Origin of the sequence: Winogradskyella ursingii (assembly GCF_013403975.1) — a bacterium.
GTDB lineage: Bacteria > Bacteroidota > Bacteroidia > Flavobacteriales > Flavobacteriaceae > Winogradskyella > Winogradskyella ursingii.
In genome coordinates this window covers 501,503-524,094 of record NZ_JABFDH010000002.1, presented here as the reverse complement: position 1 = coordinate 524,094, position 22,592 = coordinate 501,503, and the positions used below count along the sequence as shown (strand labels likewise).

Below are 22,592 nucleotides of genomic sequence, written 5' to 3'. Positions count from 1 at the left end.
TAAATTATTTCATTTTGATTTTTAACAGATCCGTAAAGCCCTTATTCTCCAGAATATCACCATTATTACTACTTGTATCGCCTACAGCTATGATCGAATCATCATTTAATTGTGCAATTCCATATAAGAAGTCGATATCTGAGCCTCCTACATTTTTTTCCCAAAGTAGATTGCCGTTCGCATTAACTTTGACAATCCAAGCATCATTTTGACCTTGGTTTTCGGAAACATCTTTATCGCTACTTCGTGAACTTCCTGCTAATAAAAACCCATTATCAGTAGTTTTTACCAACGCTCTTGAAACATCAAAACTTGTTCCTCCTATAGTGTTTTCCCAAATTAAATCACCATTGGGAGATATTTTTATCAACCAGATGTCTGCAGCTCCTTGGTTGTTCCCTACATCGTTTGTAGAACTCCTTGTGTCACCAGCAATAACAAAATTTCCATCTTCCTCTTTTACTATAGCCCAAGCTTCATCAATTTGGTCTCCTCCATATGACTTTTCCCATATCAAATCTCCTGTAGAAGAAATTTTAATCACCCAGAAATCATAAGAACCAATATTGCCGGAAATATCAGTGTCCTCACTATCAGAACCACCCACAATAATAAATTCGTTATCTATAGTTTGTACCGCTGCTTGGGGAGAATCCGTAAAATTGCCTCCAAAGTATTTGCTCCATTCTATATTACCAGAAGCATCAAGCTTTAGGGCCCAATAATCGCCACCTGCATGTCTGCTGTTGTTGCGTTGAGTGTTGCCTTCTCCACCAGAAGCCGTAACATCTAGAACGCCTAAAATCAAAAAGCCCTGGTCATTGGTTTGAATGACTGATGTACCAGTATCAGATCCCTGATAACCATAAGAAGTCTGCCAAACGAGATTTCCGCTAACATCTAATTTGGCAAGCCAAAAATCTTGCATTCCTGAGTTGCCCGAAACATCATTATCATTACTGTTGCTAGTGCCTAAAACCGCATAACCTCCATCATTGGTCTGGATGATGGAGTTACCTCTATCATCACCAGAACCTCCATAGGTTTTTTGCCATTGCAATGTATCATTTGCATCAAATTTTAAGATCCAGTAATCGTAACTTTCATCTTGTTTGCTTAAAATATCTCCATCACTACTTTGTGTGAATCCAAGTATAGCATAACCGCCATCATTCGTAGCAATTATAGATTGACCACTGTCGTTGTTAGAACCTCCCAAAGTCTCAACTGAAATGACTTGTGGATTATTGTCTCCATTTGAAACACCATCGTCAGATTCGCAAGTTGCAAGAGTAGCAAGAAGAGTAATTGCCAACAGATATGTATTTCTGAAGGTCATTATAAATCACTTTTTCTAACTACAAACAGTCCTTTTTCGATGTCACTGATTATAATATTTCCACTTTGGAAATACGGATAAACACTCCAAACACCATTAAAATTGGCACTATTACTCTCAGGAAAAGTATCGATAAAATGAGTTTCTTCCATTGGATTTGTTGATGCGGAAATATTGGTAATGTCTAAAACACGCAGACCTGCTCTATAATTTGCCAGATAATATTCATTGCCCAACACATAGCCGTTATGATCAATAGCTGCAGTAGGTCCAAAATAAGTTGCAGAAAGTGTTGGGTTGTCCAAATCAGTAAAATCAAATACCAGTGTTTTGGAATTGAAGCCAAAACTCTGCTCATCAACTTCGTCACCCAAAATAAAATAAGCCTGATCTTCTGTAAACCAACCTTGGTGAGCATAAGCTGTTTGAGGATATGTAAAATCGCTAATAGGAATTATATTGCTTTTATCGGTAACATCTAATATGACAACTTTGTCAGTGTTTCCATTACTTCCTATATAAATTTCCTTGCCAGTATAATCAGAATCTGGACCATTGTAAGTCACTACTTGAGCGTCATGGGAATAACCTCCAGCAGTATAATCTCCTAATAATGTTGGATTCATAGGGTTTGAAATATCGACAAAAATTGGTCCGCCACCATTAGTAGATGTGCAACCTACTAAATAAGCTACAGCTTCACTTTCATTGATTACAATGTTATGGCAACTGCCAACTCCGGAGTAAACAGCATCAGCTGAAAATGTTGCAGGTGCATTTGTTACATCTCTCAATCTTGTTAAATCAAAAACTTGCATGCCATGATTTCCAGCACCGTCAGCCACAATAAATGCATAATTATTGTAAACTTTAACATCACGCCAAAAATTGGTTCCTGCATTGGTGTTTAATCTTCCTAGAAATATAGGGTTTACTGGATCTGTGACATTCACAAAAGCTGTACTATTCGTCATGGCGACAATTGCATACTCATCTTGTGTAGACGGGTCTGTCCATCCCCAAATATCGCTTCCTTCTGTTGCTGTACTACCACCTAAAGTTGTGGCGTCAATTGTGGACATGACGTCAATGCCATCACAAGGATATGGTCCCGCCATTCCATTAATACATCGAAATAAAGGTTGAGCAACTTCATTTTCATCACAAACATCTCCAATGCCATCACCGTTAGTGTCTTCTTGATCAGGATTAGGCGTCAATGGACAATTGTCGGTTATATCATTTACACCATCGCCATCATCATCGTCATCACAAAGGTTTCCAATACCATCATTGTCTGTATCCAACTGGTTTGCATTAGAAATGTCAGGACAATTGTCTAAAGAATTTACAATACCATCATTGTCTGCATCATTATTAATATTGTTATCCACAGACTCATCTTCGCATCCCAACATCAGTGCAATTATGCACAAAAAAAATATTTTAGTTATTTGATTCATAGATATCGATTTCATAGGCTCTTTTTGTGCAATTTACTTCAATTTTAAGAGTTGTCGAAAAATTGGTATTCAAATAACGTTGATTATCTGATTATATTTAGTAAAAGCATAATATTTTTGCATTATGATAGAAGACAAAAACCCACAACGGACACCTTTAAGCGAACTTGGAGAGTTTAAACTGATAGACCATTTAACAGATCAGTTTGAGATAAAACACAAATCAACGATAATGGGTATCGGTGATGATGCTGCGATTTTAAATCATGATAGTAAGCAAATCGTAGTTTCAACGGATCTATTGGTTGAAGGTGTACATTTTGATTTAAGTTATGTGCCTCTGAAGCATTTAGGGTATAAAGCAGTCATGGTCAATCTGTCTGATATTTATGCGATGAATGCTATGGCAACCCAAATAACAGTCTCCATTGCTGTTTCCAATCGTTTTCCTTTGGAGGCTTTGGAAGAATTATATGATGGTATTGCTACTGCGGCAAAATTATATAATGTCGATGTGGTTGGTGGTGATACAACTTCTTCAACTTCTGGGTTAATTATTTCAGTTACTGCAATTGGTGAGATTGAAAAAGGTGATGAGGTGTTACGCTCTGGAGCGAAGCCCAACGATTTGTTAGTTGTTTCGGGAGATATTGGAGGAGCTTATATGGGCTTACAGGTTCTGGAACGTGAAAAGGAAGTGTTTAAAGTGAACCCAAACAATCAGCCCGATTTGTCCATGTACACTTATATAATTGAGCGTCAACTAAAGCCAGAAGCGCGAAAAGATATAGTGGAATTGTTGAAAGAGCTCGAAGTTAAGCCAACCAGTATGATTGATATTAGCGACGGATTATCTTCTGAAGTTATTCATCTCTGTAAGCGCAGTAAAGTTGGTGTAGATGTTTACGAAAATAAGATTCCATTAGACCCTCAGGTCATTTCAACATGTGAGGAATTTAACATAGATAGTACTACAATTGCATTGAGTGGAGGTGAAGATTATGAATTGTTGATGACTATTTCCCAAGAAGATTTTCCAAAAATAAAAGGTAACCCAAATTTGACTGTAATTGGTTACATGACAGAAGAGGACAGGGGAATGCACTTAGTAACTCGTGCGGAAACTAAAATTCCGATAATTGCAAAAGGTTGGAACGCGCTTAAAGATTAGGCATTAAAATTCTGCGACCACGTTCTAAACGTTTTTTGTGTATACGGTTTAATACCGAATTTATTTCCTTGTATTTTGGAGTTAATGGGATTGCTTTCCCATTTCCATCTGTTGTTAACTCAGATTTACAGTGTTTGCATCTGTACTCTTTAACGTGGTAAGTCACATTCTTTGACACTTGGTAGTCGTGGCCAAAAAGTGAGCAGTGAATCGATTTCATTTAAAGGTCAATAAGGGATTAATTAGCTTAGGTGCTTAAATATATAAAAATCACTTATCAACAACTTGTTAACATTTAATAAATCGATGAACTGAGCGTTTTCCTCTTTAAACGCATCATACGATTGTTATAGATGCGCTCTAAGGCTTGATTAATTTCTTGAAACTTTGGGGTAAGTTCAATTAATTTACCATTACTATTAGTTGTCAATTGTTTTTTACAACATTTGCAAGTGTATTCCTTTACGTGATTAGTTACTTTTTTAGAGATTTGATAGTTGTGACCAAAGAAGTCACAGTAGAGTTTAGTTGCTGCCATTGTAGGTTAATTTTATGGTAGATTTGTTTTCGGTTCGATAAACTTATATAAAAAACAATAAAATAACGCTAAACAGTTTTATTTTTCGATGAAATGTTTTAAAATGTAGGTTAATTCTGATTTATTCTCAATATGGCTCATATGTCCTTCTGATAATGCTTCAAATTTAATATCGGTATTTTCTATTTGTGCTCTAATACTGTCGCCATCAATAATCGAATCTTTCTCTCCAATAATAATAAGTTTTCTAGCTTCTAGATTTTTGAATGTATTAAATCTATCTGGCCTTAATCTCATACCTTCTTGTGCGGCAATGTATCCTTGAACAGGTGTTTGTAGCGCCAATTCCAATGCTTTATCAAAATCTTCTTTAAATTTTAATTTACTTTCGGGAGCAAAAAGATTTGTAAATGACATTCGCACTAAAGCTTCATAATTTGTCTTTGCCATTTTAGCACTTCTTGTTCGAAGTTTTTTTCGCTCTTTATCATCAGCCTCGAATGTAGAATTCATTAAGCACAATCCATTAAACATTTGAGGTTCTTTTTCTGCTAGTGCTAAAGCCACATAACCTCCCATGCTATGACCAACAAATTTTGCTTTTCCTATTTTAAGTTGAAGCAAAACAGCATATACGGCATCAGCCATATCCTCCATAGTATGCACGTAACCTAAACACTCCGTTTTGCCATGGCCCAATAAATCTATGGCAATGACTTTATGGGTTTTGGAAAGTTCTGGAATTAAATCGACCCACATATTTATATTTTCGAGAAATCCGTGGAGTAAAACGACAGCTTCTCCTTCACCTTCAACCGAATAATTTATTGAAATGTTTTTGTACATCAACGTCATAGTTGCAAAGATAATTTTTGAAAATGGTTCGCAACAGAATCGCTTTCATATTTGTTATATTTACCGTTCATAATTTTGAATCCGATACGTCAGTTCGAGTGAATTTCAATCAAGATATGGATTGAAATTAGTATCGAGAACACTTATTGAATAGTTCTCGTTACAATTCCGAATATATTCGGAATCACCGAACAGACGACCTAACATATTTGCTATGATATTAAAACGACTTCTAACCCTTCTACTTTTCATTTCAGCATTCAACATAAATGCCCAAATTAAAGACCAACAACTCGACAACCTCATCCAAGAAACCTTAACCACGTTTGAAGTACCTGGCATTTCAGTAGGAATCCTAAAAGATAGCGAAGTGGTATATTCAAAAGGTCATGGAGTCCGTTCGTTGACCACTAAAAAAGACATGACCGAAGAAACTTTGGTCGGAGTGGCATCCAACAGTAAAGGTTTTACCTGCTTTGCATTAGCCATGATGATTGACGAAGGCAAACTCAACTGGGACGACCCAGTTAGAAAACATATTCCCGAATTTCAATTATACGATCCTTGGGTAACAGCCCATTTTACGGTTCGAGATTTGGTAACGCACCGAAGTGGTATGGGATTGGGAGCAGGCGACTTAATGTTTTTCCCGGAAGGCAATGATTTTACTGTTGATGATGTCATTAACGGAGTCAAATACTTAGAGCCTGAGAGCTCGTTCCGAAGTCAATTCGCTTACAACAACAATATGTTCATTATAGCAGGTGAGGTCTTAAAACGTGTTAGCGGATTATCGTGGGAAGAATTTATCGAAACCAAAATAATGAAACCCGTTGGGATGATAAATTCCAAAGCATCCTACAACAGAGTCACCGATAAATCTAACATCATTGATGCGCATACAAGAGCAGAAGGAGAGGTGATTCAAATTCCGCATGACTGGAGTCCAACGGCAAATGCTGCTGGAGGTATTGTGAGTAACGTTCCGGACATGTTAACCTGGGCAAAATTTTTAATGAACGATGCCGTGACGGAAAGTGGTGAACGTCTTTTGAGCGAAGATCAATTCCACGAGCTTTGGCAATTGCAAACACCGTTGAGAGTTCGTGCAAATGATCCTTACGATTCTAATTTTAGAGGTTATGGGTTAGGCTGGTTTTTAACCGATGTAAAAGGTGGACACAAACAAGTCTATCATACAGGAGGTTTGATTGGTACGGTAACGCAATTTACGATGATTCCTGATTTGGATTTGGCGATTGTGGTGTTAACCAATCAAATGAACGGTAATGCTTTTAATACGATTACCAATACAATAAAAGATTCATATTTAGGCTATGAGGACCGAAATTGGATACAACAGTACGACGAAAGAAATTCAGGTTATTTAAAATATAACGACAGTATAAAAGCTGAGGTATTTTCACAAGTTGAAAAAATAAAAGGCAGTCCAAAATTGCCAAAACCAGAACAAATTGTTGGCACCTATTCCGATGATTGGTTTGGAGATATCATCATTTCGCATGATGGCAATGGTTACAAAATTAAGTCTGAACGATCTTCAAGATTATTTGGTGAATTGTTGCCTTACAACGCCACAACCTATGTGGCTAAGTGGAACGATAGAAGTTACGATGCCGATGTGTTTGTGATGTTCACATTTAACGAAAAAGGAGAAGCCGTTTCAGCTACCATGAAATACATTGCTCCTATTACGGATTTCAGCTTCGATTTTCACGATTTAGAACTTGTTAAAACCAAATAGGTGAACATTCAACGGAAAGAACTTTTAGTCACCAGCTTTGCGCTATTTTCATTGTTCTTTGGAGCAGGTAATTTGCTATTACCTCCATTATTGGGCTATAATGCTGGAGACGATTGGTTTTGGGTAGCCATCGGATTTATGATTACTGCTGTGGTGATTCCGATTATTGGAATTCTCGCTCATGCAAGATTGCAAGGCACCTTGTACGACTTCGGAAAAAAAGTCTCACCAACATTCAGTTTAATATATTGTGTTTTAATCTATATCATTTCGGTTGCCATTCCATCGCCAAGAACAGCAGCTGCCACGCACGAGATAGCTATTCATCCTGCATTTGGTACAAGTCCATTATTAACCAGTGCTATTTACTTTGCGTTGGTTTTGGTGTTTGTACTTAACCGTTCAAAAATCTTGAATCTTATAGGAAAATTTTTGACACCATTCATCGTATTGATGCTTTTGGCTGTAATCGGAATTGGTTTGTTTTCTTCAGAATTTACCACAGAAATTTCACAATTTGATGCACCATTGGTTTCAGGAATATTAGAAGGCTACCAAACATTTGATGCCATTGGAGCAGTCGTAGTTGGTGCTGTGATTATCGTGTCACTCAACTTTAAGAATATGGAAGTGGAGCAATACAGTTCTAAGCGTACCTTAATCCGAAAATCAGGTTTTATAGCTGGTTTTGGACTTTTTATAATTTATGCAGGATTGATTTCCGTTGGCGCTTATTACAGTTCCGCCATTGATGTCAATTCAGAATTAAGCAGCGATATGCAACGCGCTAATTTATTGCGAGAGATTAGTATTGCATCACTTGGGCAATTTGGGAATACGGTGTTGAGTATCTTAATTTCATTGGCTTGTTTTACAACTGCTGTGGGTATTATCGCAGGTACAGCCGATTATTTTAAAGGCTTGCTCAACAATTCACAAACAGTATTTGTGGTGACAGCAATTATCGGTTGCATTCTGGGAGTTTTGGTCGGTCAGTTGGATTTTAATTCTATTATTATGGTAGCTATTCCAGTATTGTTGTTTATTTATCCGATTACTATTGTGTTGATTTTATTGAATGTCTTGCCAGAAAAAATCGCGACGAGTTTAGTATTTAGAGCTGTAGTTTTAGTAACCTTTTTGTTCAGTATTCCAGATGTGATTGGGTTTTTAAGTCCTTCGGAAGGGCTAGCAGAACTTACAAGTTATATTCCGTTTGCCAAATATAGCTTAGGTTGGGTATTGCCAGCGTTTTTGGCGTTTGTTATCGCATCTTTTGTTCAACCAAAAGAAAAGATTACCGCATGAAGTACATGGGAAGCAAGGCACGATTTGCCAAACATTTACTACCTATTATTCTTAAAGATAGACAACCCAACCAACCATATCTCGAACCCTTTGCAGGTGGCATGAATATGATTGACAAGGTGGACGGCATCCGAATCGCCAATGACCAACACGAAGAATTAATGGCCATGTGGCAAGCTTTGATTTATGAAAATTGGGATCCACCACAATTGGTTTCAGAAGAAGAATACAAACACATCAAGTACAATCAAGACCAATACCCAAAGCATTTAGTTGGTTATGTAGGTTTTAATTCGTTTGGTGGCAAATGGTTTGCTGGTTACCGACGCGACAAAGAAGGCAAACGCGATTATTGGGGCGAACATTACCGAAACATCACCAAACAAGTTCCAAAATTGGATTGTGTGATTCTCTCAAATCAGTCTTATCTAAATTTAGACATTCCTAAAAACAGTATTGTTTATTGCGATCCGCCTTATGCCGCTACAACCAAGTATCGCGATAAATTTAACCATGATATATTTTGGGATTGGTGCCGAAAACAAAGTGAAGCTGGACATCAAGTTTTTATCAGCGAGTACAACGCACCAAAGGATTTTGAATGCATCTGGGAAAAAGGTTCCAAGACTACGTTTTCTTGGCATGCGGAGGAAATTTCTACTAAGGAAAGTGTTGAACGGCTTTTCATCCACAACAAATAGTTTGTTATATAATTAACATTCTGTAAAAAATTCAACTAATATTTATATTTTTTATGTGATAGCATGTCGCGCTTTTACCTTTGCAGCCTAAAATTGAAACACTATGCTAGTTTATAAATTTGGAGGCACTTCGGTTGGTACTGTTATAAACATGAACCATGTAAAAGACATTATCAATTCAGAAGGAAAAAAGATTGTTGTACTTTCTGCGATGTCTGGGACGACGAATGCTTTGGTAGAGATTTCAGAGTTAATTAAAGCTAAGGAATTTTCACAAGCCAAAAAGCATATTAATCAGCTTCATCAGGATTATAAATCTACCGTAAACGATTTAATTTCAGATAAGAATTTGCATAACGAAGTTACGGCTTATGTCAATTCAATTTTTGAATCGTTATTGGGTTGTGTCAATCAAAACTATTCCAACTCATTGTACAATAGCATTGTGGCCAATGGCGAATTGCTTTCCACATTCATGTTCAGCAGACTGTTGCAGCAAGAGGGTCTAAAAGCGAGTTTATTGCCTGCATTGGAATTTATGCGTATCGATAGAACCAATGAGCCCGACAATTTCTACATAAAGCAAAATTTAGAACGTCTTATTGCCCAAACACCGGAAGCCGATATTTACATCACCCAAGGTTTTATCTGTTTAGATGCCGAAGGACAAATCACCAACTTGCAACGTGGCGGAAGCGATTATACAGCGACCATTATCGGAGCAGCAATTGAGGCGGAAGAAGTTCAAATCTGGACAGACATCGACGGGTTCCATAATAACGATCCACGATATGTTAATGACACCACAGCGCTGTCACATTTATCATACGACGAAGCTGCAGAGTTGGCCTATTTCGGTGCCAAGATTTTACATCCACAGACCGTAATGCCAGTGCGAAGTGTAGATATTCCATTACGATTAAAAAATACGATGGCACCCAACGCACATGGCACGTTAATCACTAACCAAGTACATGGCGAAGGCATTAAAGCCATTGCCGCTAAAGATGGTATTACAGCTATAAAAATAAAGTCGGTACGAATGCTATTGGCGCATGGTTTTTTAAAGAAAGTCTTTGAGGTGTTTGAAAAATATGAAACGTCCATAGACATGATTACCACGTCTGAAATCGCAGTCTCGCTCACCATAGACGACACCACACATTTGGATGCCATCACCGAAGAACTCGAAAAATTCGCCACAGTAGAAATTGACGATTATATGAGTATCGTTTGCCTGGTTGGTCACCACATTATTTACCATCCAGACACACCAGAACTCTTCCAAGTACTACAAGATGTTAACGTACGTATGATTGCTTATGGTGGTAGTAACAATAACATTTCACTTTTGGTAAATACCAGTGATCGATTGGAAACCTTGCAGAAGCTACAGCGTTATGTTTTTGAGGGTGAGGTTGTGGGTATAGAATGATAATTTTTTATTTGTATAATACTAAGTATATGGTATTTTAGAGAAATAAACTGATCAATCTAAATGAATAGATTATTTATTATTGGAAACGGATTTGATTTAGCTCATGGGTTACCAACAAGTTACAATCATTTTATTAATGACTTTTGGGGTAATTTACAAAACACATTTCATAAAGATGTTCATAAAGAAATTTTATTTATTGATGAGAGTTATCTTGGGATTTTCGATTATATAGAGCCGACAACGAATTTTAATAACCACGTTGAAAACCTCAAGGAATATGCAAAAAATAGAAACCTAGATTTTAATGATAAAAGTTATACATTAAGAGATAGATCCTCTTCATTTAGAAGTTTTTTTGAATTTAAGAATAATTTTTTTCTTTTGATTAATAAAAATCAATCTATAGATAGTTGGGTTGACATTGAAGACCTTTACTACTCTGAGCTTAAAAAAATTGTAAAATCAGAAAGTCTTGATACCAGAAGTACTCCTGAGGAATGGGAAAGGGTTAAAAAGGCAAACGTAAAGAAATTGAATCAAGAGTTTCATTGTATAAAACTTCTGTTAGTTGAATACTTAAAAAGAGTTATCGCCAGTTATGATTTTAACTATGACTCTAAGAGACAATGGGTAAAATACCATAACATTTTAAAACCTATTTCGATCTTAAATAGTGAGAAAGGAATTCTCAAAGAATTTAATGATTTTAGTGATAAGAATTTGGTTAAAAGTTTTTATGAAAATCAAAAAGAATCTAGTGAACCAAAGTCAATATCATATTTTTTGTCTTTCAATTATACACCCTCTTTGTCTAGGTATATAAATTCATTAAGTGAAGAAGGATTTGATATTAGGTTGAATCAAATACATGGAAAAGTTAATGAAGATATTGTATTTGGATTTGGTGATGAATCAGACGAAGATTACCCATTGATTGAGAATATAAATAATAATGAATATTTAACTTTTTTTAAATCATTCAATTATCTCGAGAATGATAGATACAATAACTTTTTGAATTTTATTGATTCAAGCCCTTTTCAATTAATTGTTATGGGTCATTCTCTCGGTCTTTCTGATCGTGTTTTATTAAAAACAGTTGTTGAAAATGAAAACTGTAAATCCATAAAAACTTATTATCATCAAGGTGAATCTGTGGATAATTTTAGGGAGATAATACAAAATTTGTCTCGTCATTTTTCTGACAAATCTTTAATGAGAAAAAAAGTGGTGAACAAACTTTATTGTACACCACTTCCACAAATTACAATGCCTTTAAAAATCAAGAATTCATAATATCCTCAATCTCTTCAACCTCAATAGGAATATTTCGCATCAAATTAAATGGCTCACCAGACTCTTGGATAACGACATCATCTTCTAAACGGATACCAAAACCTTCGTCTGGGATATAAATACCAGGCTCTACGGTAAAGACTTGGTTAGCTTGCATGGGTTCGTGGAGTAAACCATAATCGTGCGTGTCTAATCCAATGTGGTGAGACGTGCCATGCATAAAATATTTTTTGTACGCTGGCCAGTCTGGGTTTTCGTTTTGTACATCGGCTTTGTCCAATAAACTAAGACCTAATAATTCTGAAGTCATGAGTTTACCAACTTCAATGTGATACTGTTCCCAATACGTACCAGGAATCAGCATTTTGGTTGCTTCGTTTTTCACACGATTGACTGCGTTATAAACTTCTTTTTGACGGTCGGTGAATTTCCCTGAAACGGGAATGGTACGGCTCATATCACTAGAGTAGTTGGCATATTCTGCACCAGCATCAATCAAGATTAAATCGCCTGCTTTACATTGTTGGTTGTTTTCAATATAGTGCAACACATTGGCATTGTTTCCTGAAGCGATAATCGGAGTATAGGCAAAACCTTTAGAACGGTTGTTGAGGAATTCGTGCATAAATTCGGCCTCAAGATTATATTCCCAAACGCCAGGTTTTGTGAATTTTAAAATACGACGAAAGGCTTTTTCGGTTATATCGCAAGCCTGTTGCATTAGGTCGATTTCAATCGGGTCTTTTACGGAGCGTAAACGTTGCAAAATAGGATTGCTCTTGGCCACACTGTGCGCAGGATATTTATCCTTTAATTTTTTTGCAAAACGAGCTTCACGTGTTTCGGTTTCTACGCTTGCTCTATAATGTTCGTTGGTGTTGAGATAAACGGTATCGCATTGTGTCATGAGTTCAAACAACACTTTTTCCATATCCTTTAACCAATACACGGTTTTAATACCTGAGGTTTCAAAAGCTTTGTCTTTGGTGAGTTTTTCACCTTCCCAAACGGCAATGTGCTCGTTGGTTTCTTTTAGGAATAACACCTCACGATGTTTTTCTTTTGGAGCATCTGGAAACAATACCAATACGCTTTCTTCCTGGTCCACACCACTGAGATAAAAAATATCGCGATGCTGTGCAAAGGGTAAGGTACTATCTGCACCAGTCGGATAAATGTCGTTGGAATTGAATATCGCCAAACTGCTTGGTTGCATAAACTTGGCAAAGTTTTTTCGGTTTTTTATAAAAAGTTTTGAGTCTATTTTATCGTATTTCATAAGAATTGTTATGTGTTAAAAGAAATTATACCGTCAGTTCGAGCGTAGTCGAGAACTTAATACAGTTAGCACTTAAATTGACATCTCGACTATGCTCGATGTGACAGTGAGAATTAGTTGTCATCAAAAATAAACAATCCAAGGCGCAAGCAAAAAAGATAACCCTTTTAATCTGTTAAACTTTGTTAGTGAATTTTGTGATAGCTTAGAGAATGGTTAATTTTCGTACGCTTAATAAAACTAACCAACATGTTAAATAAAAAATTCCTTTCACTCGCATTTTTTGTGAGTTCACTTTTCGCCATCGCGCAGCAACCAGCAACTTCTGCTGAAACCGTTAAAAAAGCATTAGAGCAAAAAGAAGCCATGACGGAATCGTCATTGGTAAAAAATGTACCCTTCGAAAATATCGGCCCAACCATTATGAGTGGTCGAGTGGTGGATGTGGATGTAAATCCGGATTTGCCTTCAGAATTTTACGTGGGTTATGCTTCTGGTGGAGTATGGCATACCATAAATAATGGTACAACGTTTACTCCGATTTTGGATAATTCTGACACCCAAAATGTGGGTGACATAGCAGTGCACTGGCCAACAAGGACGATTTATGTTGGTACAGGCGAAAATAATGCATCACGAAGTTCTTACGCAGGAATTGGAATTTTAAAATCTACCGATAATGGGGAATCCTGGGAGAATTTAGGTTTGATGGATGCCCACCATTTTGCGCCTATTTTAATTCATCCAGACAATCCAGATGTGGTTGTAGTGGGTGCGACAGGTCATTTGTATTCACCAAATAAGGAACGTGGTATTTATAAAACCACAGATGGAGGTAAAACTTGGGAACAGACCCTTTTTGTGGATGATATGAGTGGAATTATTGATTTGCAAACTAATCCAGACAATTACAATTTAATGTTTGCCACATCTTGGACCAAAGACAGAAAAGCTTGGAATTTTGATGGGAGCGGAAGTAATTCAGCGATCTACAAAAGTACAGATGCTGGCGAAACGTGGACAAAGGTTTCAACTGAAAAAAGTGGTTTTCCTACGGGTGATGGAGTTGGTAGAATTGGAATCGCTGTATACAATGATAATGTGGTCTATGCCATTCACGATAGTCAATTCCGAAGAAAAGAAGATACTTCAACAAGTTCATCCTCCGATGATGGTTTAACAAAAGAGGATTTTAAAAGCATGTCTACATCAGAGTTTTTGGCTTTGGACGATAAAAAATTAGATCAATTTTTAAAGAATAATGGCTTTCAAGAAAAATACAGAGCACAAAGCGTAAAGCAAATGGTGCGTTCTGGGAATGTAAAACCGGTTGATTTGGCGAAGTATTTAGAAGATGCCAATTCTATGTTGTTTGATACTCCAGTAGTTGGTGCCGAAGTTTATAAAAGTACCGATGGAGGAATGACTTGGAAAAAGACACACGATGATTATTTAGATGGGATTTACTATAGTTATGGCTACTATTTTGGGCACGTACATGTGTCTCCTGCTAACGAAGATCATATTTATATTTATGGTGTGCCGATTTTAAAGTCGAAAGATGGAGGAAAAACATTTACTTCTATTAATGCTGAAAATGTCCATGCAGATCATCATGCACTTTGGATCAATCCTAAAAATCCAAACCACTTAGTAAACGGAAATGATGGTGGAGTCAATATTACTTATGATGATGGAGACAACTGGATTAAAAACAACTCGCCTGCAGTTGGTCAATTTTACGCCATAAACGTTGATAACGAAAAGCCATATAATGTTTATGGTGGTCTACAGGATAATGGTGTTTGGGTAGGTGCTCATAATGCAAGAGAAAATAAAAGTTGGGAACAGCAAGGGCAGTATCCATGGAAATCCATTATGGGAGGAGATGGTATGCAAGTGCAGATTGATGATCGAAATTCTGATATCGTTTATACAGGGTTCCAATTTGGAATTTATTTCAGATTAAATTTAGATACTGACGAGCAAACATTTATTCAGCCAAAACATACTTTGGGTGAAAATCCATACCGTTTCAACTGGCAAACGCCAATATTATTATCTCCACACAATCAAGACATATTGTATTTAGGAGGTAATAAGTTAATGCGCTCTATGAATCAAGGTGACGATTGGGAAGCCATTAGTGGAGATTTAACCAGCGGAGGCAAAAAAGGTAATGTAGCATACGGAACTTTAGCTTCAATAAGCGAAAGTCCCTTTCAATTCGGGTTAATTTATACAGGCAGTGATGATGGCTTAATCCATGTGACTAAAGATGCAGGAGCTACTTGGACGAACATCTCTAACACATTGCCAAAAGATTTATGGGTGAGTAGAGTTGTAGCATCGCAACACAAAAAAGAACGTATTTATGTCGCCTTAAATGGTTACCGTTGGGACGATTTTAAAGTATATGCTTATATGAGCGACGATTATGGGCAGACATGGAAAGATATTAGTAGCAACATCCCAGCGTCTCCGGTAAATGTAATTCGGGAGGATCCTTCAAACGAAAATATACTGTATTTAGGAACTGACAATGGAGCGTATGTTTCTTTTGATATGGGTGACTCTTGGGAAGTCTTTTCAAACGGAGTGCCAAATGTTGCAGTACACGATATCGTCATTCAACCTGAGGCTAAAGACTTATTATTGGGTACGCATGGACGCAGTATTTATAAAGCTGACATTGCTTCACTTCAAAAAATGAATTCAGAAATGAATTCAAAATCAATTACGTTTTCGGATATCGATGCGGTGAGATATTCCGGTCGTTGGGGAAGTTCATTCAGCCAATGGTCCGATGCTTATGAGCCAGAAGTGACAATTCAATTTTACAGTAATTCTTCAGGAGAAAAAATGATGAAAATCTTATCCGAAAACGGTGCGGAATTAAATAGCATGTCCATTGATGTTGACAAAGGTTTCAACTATGTGGATTATAATTTAGAAGTCACAGAAAAAGGTAAGAAAGCTCTAATGAAAGAGGACACTAAAATCGATTTTAAAGAAACTGGAAATAAAAAATATTATTTACCTAAAGGTACTTACACGGTTGAAATTGATGGTGCTAAAACCAAATTGGAAATTAAATAATAGCTAACAAATAAGCTTAGAACTATTATAAATAATAAGGCTTTTGTTAAACTAAACTAAAAGAGCGGTTTTGGCGTTGTTGTAGATGTTACATTTATCCACCCTAAGCTAAAACCGCTATTTTATTATGTTAAAGTACCTTACTTTAATCAGTTTCTTTTTTCTATTATTTAATCTATCTGCACAAGAAGACACGACAGAACAACTCAGGATATTTCTGGATTGCGACGTTTGTGACAGTACGTTTTTACGTCAAAACCTTGGGAATGTTCAATTTGTTAGAGATCAGGGTCTGAGTGATGTTCATCTGTTTTTTGTAACCCAAAGAAATGGTAGTGGAGGTAGAAGTTATGATGTAGATTTTATTGGTAAAGGTGATTTTGATGACATCAATTATAAGCTGAGCTTTTCGACCGACTCTAATATGACAGGAGACGATGTAAGAAGGCGTATTCTTGAAAATCTGAAGTTAGGATTAGTCCGGTTTTGGATTGAAAACGGTACAACTACAGAAGTGTTTGTAAATGTGCCTTCGCCGGCAAACGAAGTAGAAAAAGTTGAAGAGAAAGATCCATGGAATTTCTGGGTTTTTAGATTAGGAGCGAGTGGGTTTTTCGATGGACAGGAATCCAATAAAGGAGGTCGATTAAATTTAAGCGTTTCGGCACGTAGAGTTACGGCTAAGAACAAATTTTCATTTCGGGCAAGTTTTAACGAGAACAAATCCACATTTACGTTTGATGGTGAGGATATTGTAGCTGTAAATAATCGTAAATCCATTAATATAAGTGATGTTATAAGTATTAACGACCATTGGTCTTATGGCTTATTTGGTAATATTGGAACCTCGACATTTAATAATTATGACCTGTTTTGGAGACTGAGACCAGCCATAGAATACAACTTTTTTAAGTACGAAGATTCTGCCGAAAAACAATTAATTCTTTCCTACAGAAACGGATTGGTTTATAATGATTATACTGAACGTTCAGTTTTTGGAGAAGATGAGGAAACCCTTTTTCAGCATTCGTTTTTATTTGGAGGAAGTTTTAGACAAGAATGGGGAAATATAAATGGTGAAGCATCCTTTGATCAATATTTGCATGATACCGAATTGCAATCATTTGGATTTTTTCTAGGAGCAAATATTCGAGTATTTAAAGGGTTCAATTTCAATGTGAGCGGGAATTACAGAATTACTAGAGATCAAATTAATCTTCCAGCGGGAGACGTGTCGTTAGAGGAGTTGTTGCTGCAACAACAGCAATTACAATCAGGCTATAATTATTTTGTAAGTTTAGGTTTTAGCTATCAATTTGGGTCTATTTATAATTCAATTGTAAATCCTCGATTCAATTTCTAACTTAAAACCATTCTAAATAACCAATTCTAATACAGCACAGTTGGCAATGCAACGTTTGCGCAGTATCTTTGTGGGACTAAACTTTAATTATAATGAGCGGAATTTTTAATTCTACGATTGGAAGAAAGTTTGCCATGGCACTTTCGGCACTCTTCCTAATGGTTTTTCTTCTTCAACATTTTGCAATTAACATTTTATCGGTTTTTAGTCCTGATGCATTTAACGAAGCGTCACATTTTATGGGCACATTTTGGGCCGTTCAGTTTGTTCTGCAACCCATCTTGATTATTGGTGTCATTTTTCATTTTGTAATGGGTTTTATTCTCGAAATAAAAAACAATAGAGCAAGACGAATCAGTTACGATAAGAATAATAGAGGTAAAAATTCTACTTGGATGAGTAGAAATATGATTTGGAGTGGTCTCGTGATTCTAGCATTTTTGGGACTTCACTTCTATGATTTTTGGGCGCCAGAAATTAATATAAAATATTTTAAAGGCGACATGACAGGTCTTTTGGATCCAGATAATGTTGACAGCGGATTTAGATACTACGAAGAGCTTACTCATAAATTTGTAGATGTTTGGAGAGTGGCACTTTACTGCTTGGCTTTTGTGTTCTTAGCACTTCATTTATTACATGGTTTTGCTTCAGCATTCCAATCCATCGGAGCAAATAGTATTTACAGAAAAAGTTTAAAAGGGTTGGCACAGGTTTATGCTATTGGACTTCCATTGGGATTTGTTTTTATTGCATTGTACCATTATTTCAACCACTAAAAAATTGCTGATATGGCTTTAGACGCTAAAATACCAAAAGGCCCACTTGAAGATAAGTGGACCAATCATAAAAATACGATTAATCTTGTTAATCCCGCCAACAAGCGTAATATCGATGTCATTGTTGTAGGAACAGGTTTGGCAGGTGGTTCGGCCGCTGCTACTTTAGCAGAGTTGGGCTATAACGTAAAAGCATTCTGTTTTCAGGATTCACCAAGACGTGCGCACTCAATCGCAGCACAAGGCGGCATCAACGCTGCAAAAAATTATCAAGGTGATGGAGATTCAACCTACCGATTATTTTACGATACGGTAAAAGGTGGAGATTATCGCTCACGTGAGGCCAACGTGTATCGCTTAGCTGAGGTGTCCGCAAATATCATTGACCAATGCGTGGCGCAAGGTGTGCCTTTTGCACGTGAATATGGTGGTCTTCTGGATAACCGTTCGTTTGGTGGTGTACTAGTTTCGAGAACTTTTTATGCAGCAGGTCAAACAGGTCAGCAGTTATTGTTAGGCGCGTATTCTGCTATGAACCGTCAGATAGGTCGAGGAAAAATCCAAATGTACAACCGTCACGAAATGTTAGATGTGGTTGTTGTAGATGGAAAAGCACGAGGAATTATTGCACGTGATTTGGTATCTGGTAAAATTGAACGACATTCTGCTCACGCTGTAGTGTTAGGTACTGGAGGCTACGGTAACGTGTTCTTTTTATCTACCAATGCTATGGGAAGTAACGTCACAGCAGCTTGGAAAGCACATAAACGTGGTGCGTATTTTGCAAATCCATGTTATACTCAAATTCACCCAACTTGTATTCCAGTTTCGGGAGACCATCAATCTAAGTTAACATTGATGTCAGAATCCTTAAGAAATGACGGACGTATTTGGGTACCAAAAAATATAGAAGATGTTAAAGCAATTAGAGAAGGGAAATTAAAACCGACCGAAATTGCCGAAGAAAATAGAGATTACTATTTAGAGCGTCGATATCCTGCCTTCGGAAATCTCGTGCCTCGTGATGTAGCGTCACGTGCGGCAAAAGAGCGTTGTGATGCTGGTTATGGAGTTAATGCTACTGGTGAAGCGGTCTATTTAGACTTTGCTTCAGCATTTATGCGTTATGGAAAAGAGCAAGCCCATGTTAAAGGTTTGGATGAAAATGATGATGCTCTAGTTAAAAAATTAGGTCAGGAAATCGTAAGGGAAAAGTATGGAAATTTATTCCAGATGTATGAGAAAATTGTAGATCAAAATCCTTATGAAACCCCAATGATGATTTATCCTGCGGTGCATTATACTATGGGTGGCATTTGGGTGGATTATAATCTACAAACCACTGTTCCGGGTCTGTATGCAATAGGAGAAGCTAATTTCTCTGATCATGGTGCAAATAGATTAGGCGCCTCGGCATTAATGCAAGGTTTGGCAGACGGTTATTTTGTGTTGCCATATACGATTGGAGATTATTTATCACAAGATATCAGAACTGGTGAAATCCCAACTGATACCAAAGAGTTCGAAGAAGCTGAAAAGTCGGTAAAAGACAACATCAACCATTTAATTAATAGTAACGGTAAACATTCTGTTGATCATTTTCATAAGCGTTTAGGGAAAATCATGTGGAACAAATGTGGAATGGCACGTAATGCCGAAGATTTGAAATCGGCCATACATGAAATTTCAGATTTAAGAGCAGAATTTTGGAACGATGTTTTGGTTCCGGGAACTGCAGATGAATATAATGAGGAATTGGCAAAGGCAGGGAGAGTAGCGGATTTCTTAGAATTAGGCGAATTGTTCGCTAAAGATGCGCTACAACGTGAAGAATCCGCTGGAGGACACTTTAGAGAAGAATACCAAACCGAGGAAGGAGAAGCAATGCGTAGAAAGGAATTTCAATACGTATCAGCATGGGAATATAAAGGTGAACCTAAGGATGCAGTACTTCATAAAGAAGATTTGCAGTATGAAAATATTGAAGTTAAGGAGCGCTCTTATAAATAATTTAGAGCGAATAGCGAATAGGCACAAGGGAATTGGGAACTATCAAATCTTATCAGGAATTACTAGTTTGGCAAAAGTCAATGACCCTGGTTACTGAAATTTATGATGCAACTAAAAAATTACCTGAAGATGAAAGGTTTGGTTTAACAGGCCAAATGAGAAGATGCTCTGTATCAATTCCTTCAAATATTGCTGAAGGTTGGGGCAGATTATCTCGAAAAAATTACATTCAATTTTTAAGAATCTCAAGAGGTTCATTATACGAATTGGAAACACAAATTTTAATAACAAAAAAATTAAACTATATAAATGATTGCGAGTCAATAGAGAGCTTAATTATTGAGATAAGCAAAATGCTTAATTCTTTAATTAAAAAACTTGAAGATAAGTCCTGAGTACTTATCGCTCTCCGCTAATCGCTAAATACTATAATAGTTATGAATCTTACACTCAAAATATGGCGTCAAAAGAACGCTAACGATAAAGGAAAAATGACTGATTACAAAATCAGCGATGTTTCACCAGATATGTCTTTCCTTGAAATGTTAGACGTTTTAAATAACGAATTAATTAATAATGGAGAAGAACCCGTTGCATTTGACCATGATTGTCGTGAAGGCATTTGTGGTTCTTGCTCGCTTTATATCAATGGTCGTCCACACGGACCAGACCGATATATCACTACATGCCAATTGCACATGCGCTCTTTTGAGGATGGAGATACCATTACAATTGAGCCATTCCGCGCTACAGCATTTCCTGTAATTAAAGATTTAATTGTAGATAGAAGCTCATTTGATAGAGTACAACATGCTGGCGGATTTATTTCTGTCAACACTTCTGGAAACACTATCGATGCCAACGCAATCCCAGTAAACAAACATAATGCAGACGATGCCTTTAGTGCAGCAACTTGTATTGGCTGTGGAGCTTGTGTTGCAGCATGTAAAAATGCTTCGGCAATGTTGTTTGTAGGTGCTAAAGTATCTCAATTTGCATTATTGCCACAAGGTCAAATAGAGGCAACAGACCGTGTGTTAAATATGGTAAAGCAAATGGATGAAGAAGGTTTTGGTAACTGTACCAATACTGGAGCTTGTGAAGTAGAATGTCCTAAAGGAATTTCACTAGAGAATATCGCGCGTATGAATCGCGAATATTTAGTTGCTACCGCAAAAAGATAAAGTAGAAATTATAATATGAATTAAAATCCTAAGGTATAGCTTAGGATTTTTTCTTTAACTTCACTAAAAACTTCCCATAAAATGAAAAACAAAATAGTTGCTGTTGCCATCATAGGTCTATTAAATTTTACCTGTGCCCAAAACAAAGATACTACCACTAAAACCATAGAATTTAACGAAAAAGAACTACTCGACCGATTGGAAACCTTAAGTTCAGATAAATTTGAAGGGCGAAGAACAGGCGAAAAGGGGAATGATTCAGCTAGGGCATATATTATTGAGCAATTCAAAAGTTTAAATGTAGAGGGCTATAATAGTAATTTCGAACATCCATTTTCATTTGAAAACAGAATGGGGCAATTCGACGCTACGAATATTTTAGTAGAAATAAAGGGAAGTCAACAACCAGAAAAATACATTGTAATCAGTGCACATTACGATCATTTGGGTATTTCAAATGGTAAAATATACAATGGTGCAGATGATGACGCGTCAGGAGTCTCAGCACTGTTGGCTTTTGCCGAGTATTTTAAAGAAAATCCACCCAAGCACTCAGTGGTTTTAGCTGCCTTTGATGCTGAAGAACTAGGACTTCAAGGTGCAAAGCATTTTGTCGAAACTTTTGATAAAGAGAAAATTCTTGTCAATCTAAATATGGATATGATTAGTCGTAGCGATAAAAATGAACTTTATGTAGTTGGAGGAAGATACAATGAAACGCTACAGAAAATTATTTCAGGTTTTAATAATCCCACCTCTACTAAATTATTGGAAGGCCACGACGGTACTGACGGTAAGCAAGATTGGACGATGTCTTCGGATCATGGGCCGTTTTATAAAGCAGATCTCCCTTTTTTGTATTTCGGTAACGAAGATCATGCAGCCTACCATAAGCCTACGGACGATTTTGAGGATATTACACCCGGATTTTACAAGAACGCTGTAAAGATTATTATCTCAGTATTTGAGGATATTGATAACTCAGGTTTATAGAGGACAGA

19 protein-coding genes are annotated in these 22,592 nt (G+C 36.8%); 13 read left to right on the top strand and 6 right to left on the bottom strand.

Translation table 11 applies throughout. From position 1 onward, the window contains the following. Window positions 1-4: 4 nt before the first annotated feature. Both HM983_RS06070 and HM983_RS06065 read right to left on the bottom strand, forming a co-directional pair. A complete protein-coding gene (locus HM983_RS06070) occupies window positions 5-1,339 on the bottom strand; it encodes an autotransporter outer membrane beta-barrel domain-containing protein (protein ID WP_179344497.1) in 1,335 nt (444 codons plus the stop codon). Further along, a complete protein-coding gene (locus HM983_RS06065) occupies window positions 1,339-2,775 on the bottom strand; it encodes a choice-of-anchor B family protein (RefSeq protein WP_246277470.1) in 1,437 nt (478 codons plus the stop codon). Before HM983_RS06065 ends, HM983_RS06070 begins: the two co-directional genes overlap by 1 nt. Window positions 2,776-2,926: 151 nt before the next feature. On the opposite strand from HM983_RS06065, the gene thiL reads away from it, so the two are divergent. Further along, window positions 2,927-3,973: a thiamine-phosphate kinase gene (thiL, locus tag HM983_RS06060; RefSeq protein WP_179344495.1), complete on the top strand. Its 1,047-nt coding sequence runs from the start codon at window positions 2,927-2,929 to the stop codon at window positions 3,971-3,973. Here the strand turns inward: thiL and HM983_RS06055 are convergent. The 3 genes from HM983_RS06055 to HM983_RS06045 all read right to left on the bottom strand — a co-directional run bounded on the left by HM983_RS06055 (window position 3,963) and on the right by HM983_RS06045 (window position 5,357). After that, window positions 3,963-4,193 carry a hypothetical protein gene (locus HM983_RS06055; protein ID WP_179344494.1) on the bottom strand — a complete coding sequence of 77 codons (231 nt, stop codon included), beginning with the start codon at window positions 4,191-4,193 and terminating at the stop codon, window positions 3,963-3,965. The two genes, thiL and HM983_RS06055, sit on opposite strands and share 11 nt — an antisense overlap. A gap of 75 nt (window positions 4,194-4,268) precedes the next feature. Then, window positions 4,269-4,511, bottom strand: a complete 243-nt coding sequence (locus HM983_RS06050) for a hypothetical protein (protein ID WP_179344493.1) — start codon at window positions 4,509-4,511, stop codon at window positions 4,269-4,271. 78 nt (window positions 4,512-4,589) lie between these two features. Continuing rightward, window positions 4,590-5,357, bottom strand: coding sequence for an alpha/beta fold hydrolase (locus HM983_RS06045; protein WP_317166946.1), 768 nt, complete (start codon window positions 5,355-5,357; stop codon window positions 4,590-4,592). A 223-nt stretch (window positions 5,358-5,580) separates the two neighbouring features. On the opposite strand from HM983_RS06045, the gene HM983_RS06040 reads away from it, so the two are divergent. The 5 genes from HM983_RS06040 to HM983_RS06020 all read left to right on the top strand — a co-directional run bounded on the left by HM983_RS06040 (window position 5,581) and on the right by HM983_RS06020 (window position 11,877). Next, window positions 5,581-7,131: a serine hydrolase gene (locus HM983_RS06040; RefSeq protein ID WP_179344491.1), complete on the top strand. Its 1,551-nt coding sequence runs from the start codon at window positions 5,581-5,583 to the stop codon at window positions 7,129-7,131. Then, window positions 7,132-8,439: a branched-chain amino acid transport system II carrier protein gene (gene brnQ / locus HM983_RS06035; RefSeq protein ID WP_179344490.1), complete on the top strand. Its 1,308-nt coding sequence runs from the start codon at window positions 7,132-7,134 to the stop codon at window positions 8,437-8,439. It abuts the gene before it with no gap. Next, window positions 8,436-9,140 (top strand): DNA adenine methylase, encoded by a 705-nt coding sequence (locus HM983_RS06030; protein ID WP_179344489.1) that lies wholly within the window; start codon window positions 8,436-8,438, stop codon window positions 9,138-9,140. Before brnQ ends, HM983_RS06030 begins: the two co-directional genes overlap by 4 nt. Window positions 9,141-9,243: 103 nt before the next feature. Beyond that, window positions 9,244-10,575, top strand: coding sequence for an aspartate kinase (locus HM983_RS06025; RefSeq protein ID WP_179344488.1), 1,332 nt, complete (start codon window positions 9,244-9,246; stop codon window positions 10,573-10,575). A 63-nt stretch (window positions 10,576-10,638) separates the two neighbouring features. Further along, a complete protein-coding gene (locus tag HM983_RS06020) occupies window positions 10,639-11,877 on the top strand; it encodes an AbiH family protein (RefSeq protein WP_179344487.1) in 1,239 nt (412 codons plus the stop codon). On the opposite strand, the gene HM983_RS06015 is transcribed toward HM983_RS06020, so the two are convergent. Next, window positions 11,864-13,156, bottom strand: coding sequence for an aminopeptidase P family protein (locus HM983_RS06015; protein ID WP_179344486.1), 1,293 nt, complete (start codon window positions 13,154-13,156; stop codon window positions 11,864-11,866). The two genes, HM983_RS06020 and HM983_RS06015, sit on opposite strands and share 14 nt — an antisense overlap. Before the next feature lie 249 nt (window positions 13,157-13,405). On the opposite strand from HM983_RS06015, the gene HM983_RS06010 reads away from it, so the two are divergent. The 7 genes from HM983_RS06010 to HM983_RS05980 all read left to right on the top strand — a co-directional run bounded on the left by HM983_RS06010 (window position 13,406) and on the right by HM983_RS05980 (window position 22,584). Continuing rightward, complete coding sequence (locus tag HM983_RS06010) at window positions 13,406-16,255, top strand: WD40/YVTN/BNR-like repeat-containing protein (RefSeq protein WP_179344485.1); 2,850 nt, start codon at window positions 13,406-13,408, stop codon at window positions 16,253-16,255. Window positions 16,256-16,382: 127 nt separating this feature from the next. After that, window positions 16,383-17,618, top strand: coding sequence for a hypothetical protein (locus tag HM983_RS06005; RefSeq protein ID WP_179344484.1), 1,236 nt, complete (start codon window positions 16,383-16,385; stop codon window positions 17,616-17,618). A gap of 92 nt (window positions 17,619-17,710) precedes the next feature. After that, complete coding sequence (locus HM983_RS06000) at window positions 17,711-18,397, top strand: succinate dehydrogenase cytochrome b subunit (protein ID WP_179344483.1); 687 nt, start codon at window positions 17,711-17,713, stop codon at window positions 18,395-18,397. 12 nt (window positions 18,398-18,409) lie between these two features. Then, window positions 18,410-20,407, top strand: coding sequence for a fumarate reductase/succinate dehydrogenase flavoprotein subunit (locus HM983_RS05995; RefSeq protein WP_179344482.1), 1,998 nt, complete (start codon window positions 18,410-18,412; stop codon window positions 20,405-20,407). A 32-nt stretch (window positions 20,408-20,439) separates the two neighbouring features. Further along, window positions 20,440-20,802, top strand: a complete 363-nt coding sequence (locus HM983_RS05990; RefSeq protein ID WP_218841823.1) for a four helix bundle protein — start codon at window positions 20,440-20,442, stop codon at window positions 20,800-20,802. 42 nt (window positions 20,803-20,844) lie between these two features. Then, the gene (locus HM983_RS05985) at window positions 20,845-21,591 is read left to right on the top strand and encodes a succinate dehydrogenase/fumarate reductase iron-sulfur subunit (RefSeq protein WP_179344481.1); all 747 of its coding nucleotides are present in this window, start codon (window positions 20,845-20,847) and stop codon (window positions 21,589-21,591) included. An 81-nt stretch (window positions 21,592-21,672) separates the two neighbouring features. Next, window positions 21,673-22,584: a M20/M25/M40 family metallo-hydrolase gene (locus HM983_RS05980; protein ID WP_179344480.1), complete on the top strand. Its 912-nt coding sequence runs from the start codon at window positions 21,673-21,675 to the stop codon at window positions 22,582-22,584. Window positions 22,585-22,592 lie beyond the last annotated feature (8 nt).

Excerpts from the sequence above, each read along its gene's own strand:
- HM983_RS06045 (WP_317166946.1), bottom strand. The coding sequence starts at position 5,357 with ATGTACAAAAACATTTCAATAAATTATTCGGTTGAAGGTGAAGGAGAA.
- HM983_RS06015 (WP_179344486.1), bottom strand. The coding sequence starts at position 13,156 with ATGAAATACGATAAAATAGACTCAAAACTTTTTATAAAAAACCGAAAA.
- HM983_RS06010 (WP_179344485.1), top strand. The coding sequence starts at position 13,406 with ATGTTAAATAAAAAATTCCTTTCACTCGCATTTTTTGTGAGTTCACTT.
- thiL (WP_179344495.1), top strand. The coding sequence starts at position 2,927 with ATGATAGAAGACAAAAACCCACAACGGACACCTTTAAGCGAACTTGGA.
- HM983_RS06025 (WP_179344488.1), top strand. The coding sequence starts at position 9,244 with ATGCTAGTTTATAAATTTGGAGGCACTTCGGTTGGTACTGTTATAAAC.
- HM983_RS06055 (WP_179344494.1), bottom strand. The coding sequence starts at position 4,193 with ATGAAATCGATTCACTGCTCACTTTTTGGCCACGACTACCAAGTGTCA.
- HM983_RS06030 (WP_179344489.1), top strand. The coding sequence starts at position 8,436 with ATGAAGTACATGGGAAGCAAGGCACGATTTGCCAAACATTTACTACCT.
- HM983_RS05985 (WP_179344481.1), top strand. The coding sequence starts at position 20,845 with ATGAATCTTACACTCAAAATATGGCGTCAAAAGAACGCTAACGATAAA.
- HM983_RS06070 (WP_179344497.1), bottom strand. The coding sequence starts at position 1,339 with ATGACCTTCAGAAATACATATCTGTTGGCAATTACTCTTCTTGCTACT.
- HM983_RS05995 (WP_179344482.1), top strand. The coding sequence starts at position 18,410 with ATGGCTTTAGACGCTAAAATACCAAAAGGCCCACTTGAAGATAAGTGG.
- HM983_RS06040 (WP_179344491.1), top strand. The coding sequence starts at position 5,581 with ATGATATTAAAACGACTTCTAACCCTTCTACTTTTCATTTCAGCATTC.
- HM983_RS06000 (WP_179344483.1), top strand. The coding sequence starts at position 17,711 with ATGAGCGGAATTTTTAATTCTACGATTGGAAGAAAGTTTGCCATGGCA.
- HM983_RS06020 (WP_179344487.1), top strand. The coding sequence starts at position 10,639 with ATGAATAGATTATTTATTATTGGAAACGGATTTGATTTAGCTCATGGG.
- HM983_RS05980 (WP_179344480.1), top strand. The coding sequence starts at position 21,673 with ATGAAAAACAAAATAGTTGCTGTTGCCATCATAGGTCTATTAAATTTT.
- HM983_RS06050 (WP_179344493.1), bottom strand. The coding sequence starts at position 4,511 with ATGGCAGCAACTAAACTCTACTGTGACTTCTTTGGTCACAACTATCAA.
- HM983_RS06005 (WP_179344484.1), top strand. The coding sequence starts at position 16,383 with ATGTTAAAGTACCTTACTTTAATCAGTTTCTTTTTTCTATTATTTAAT.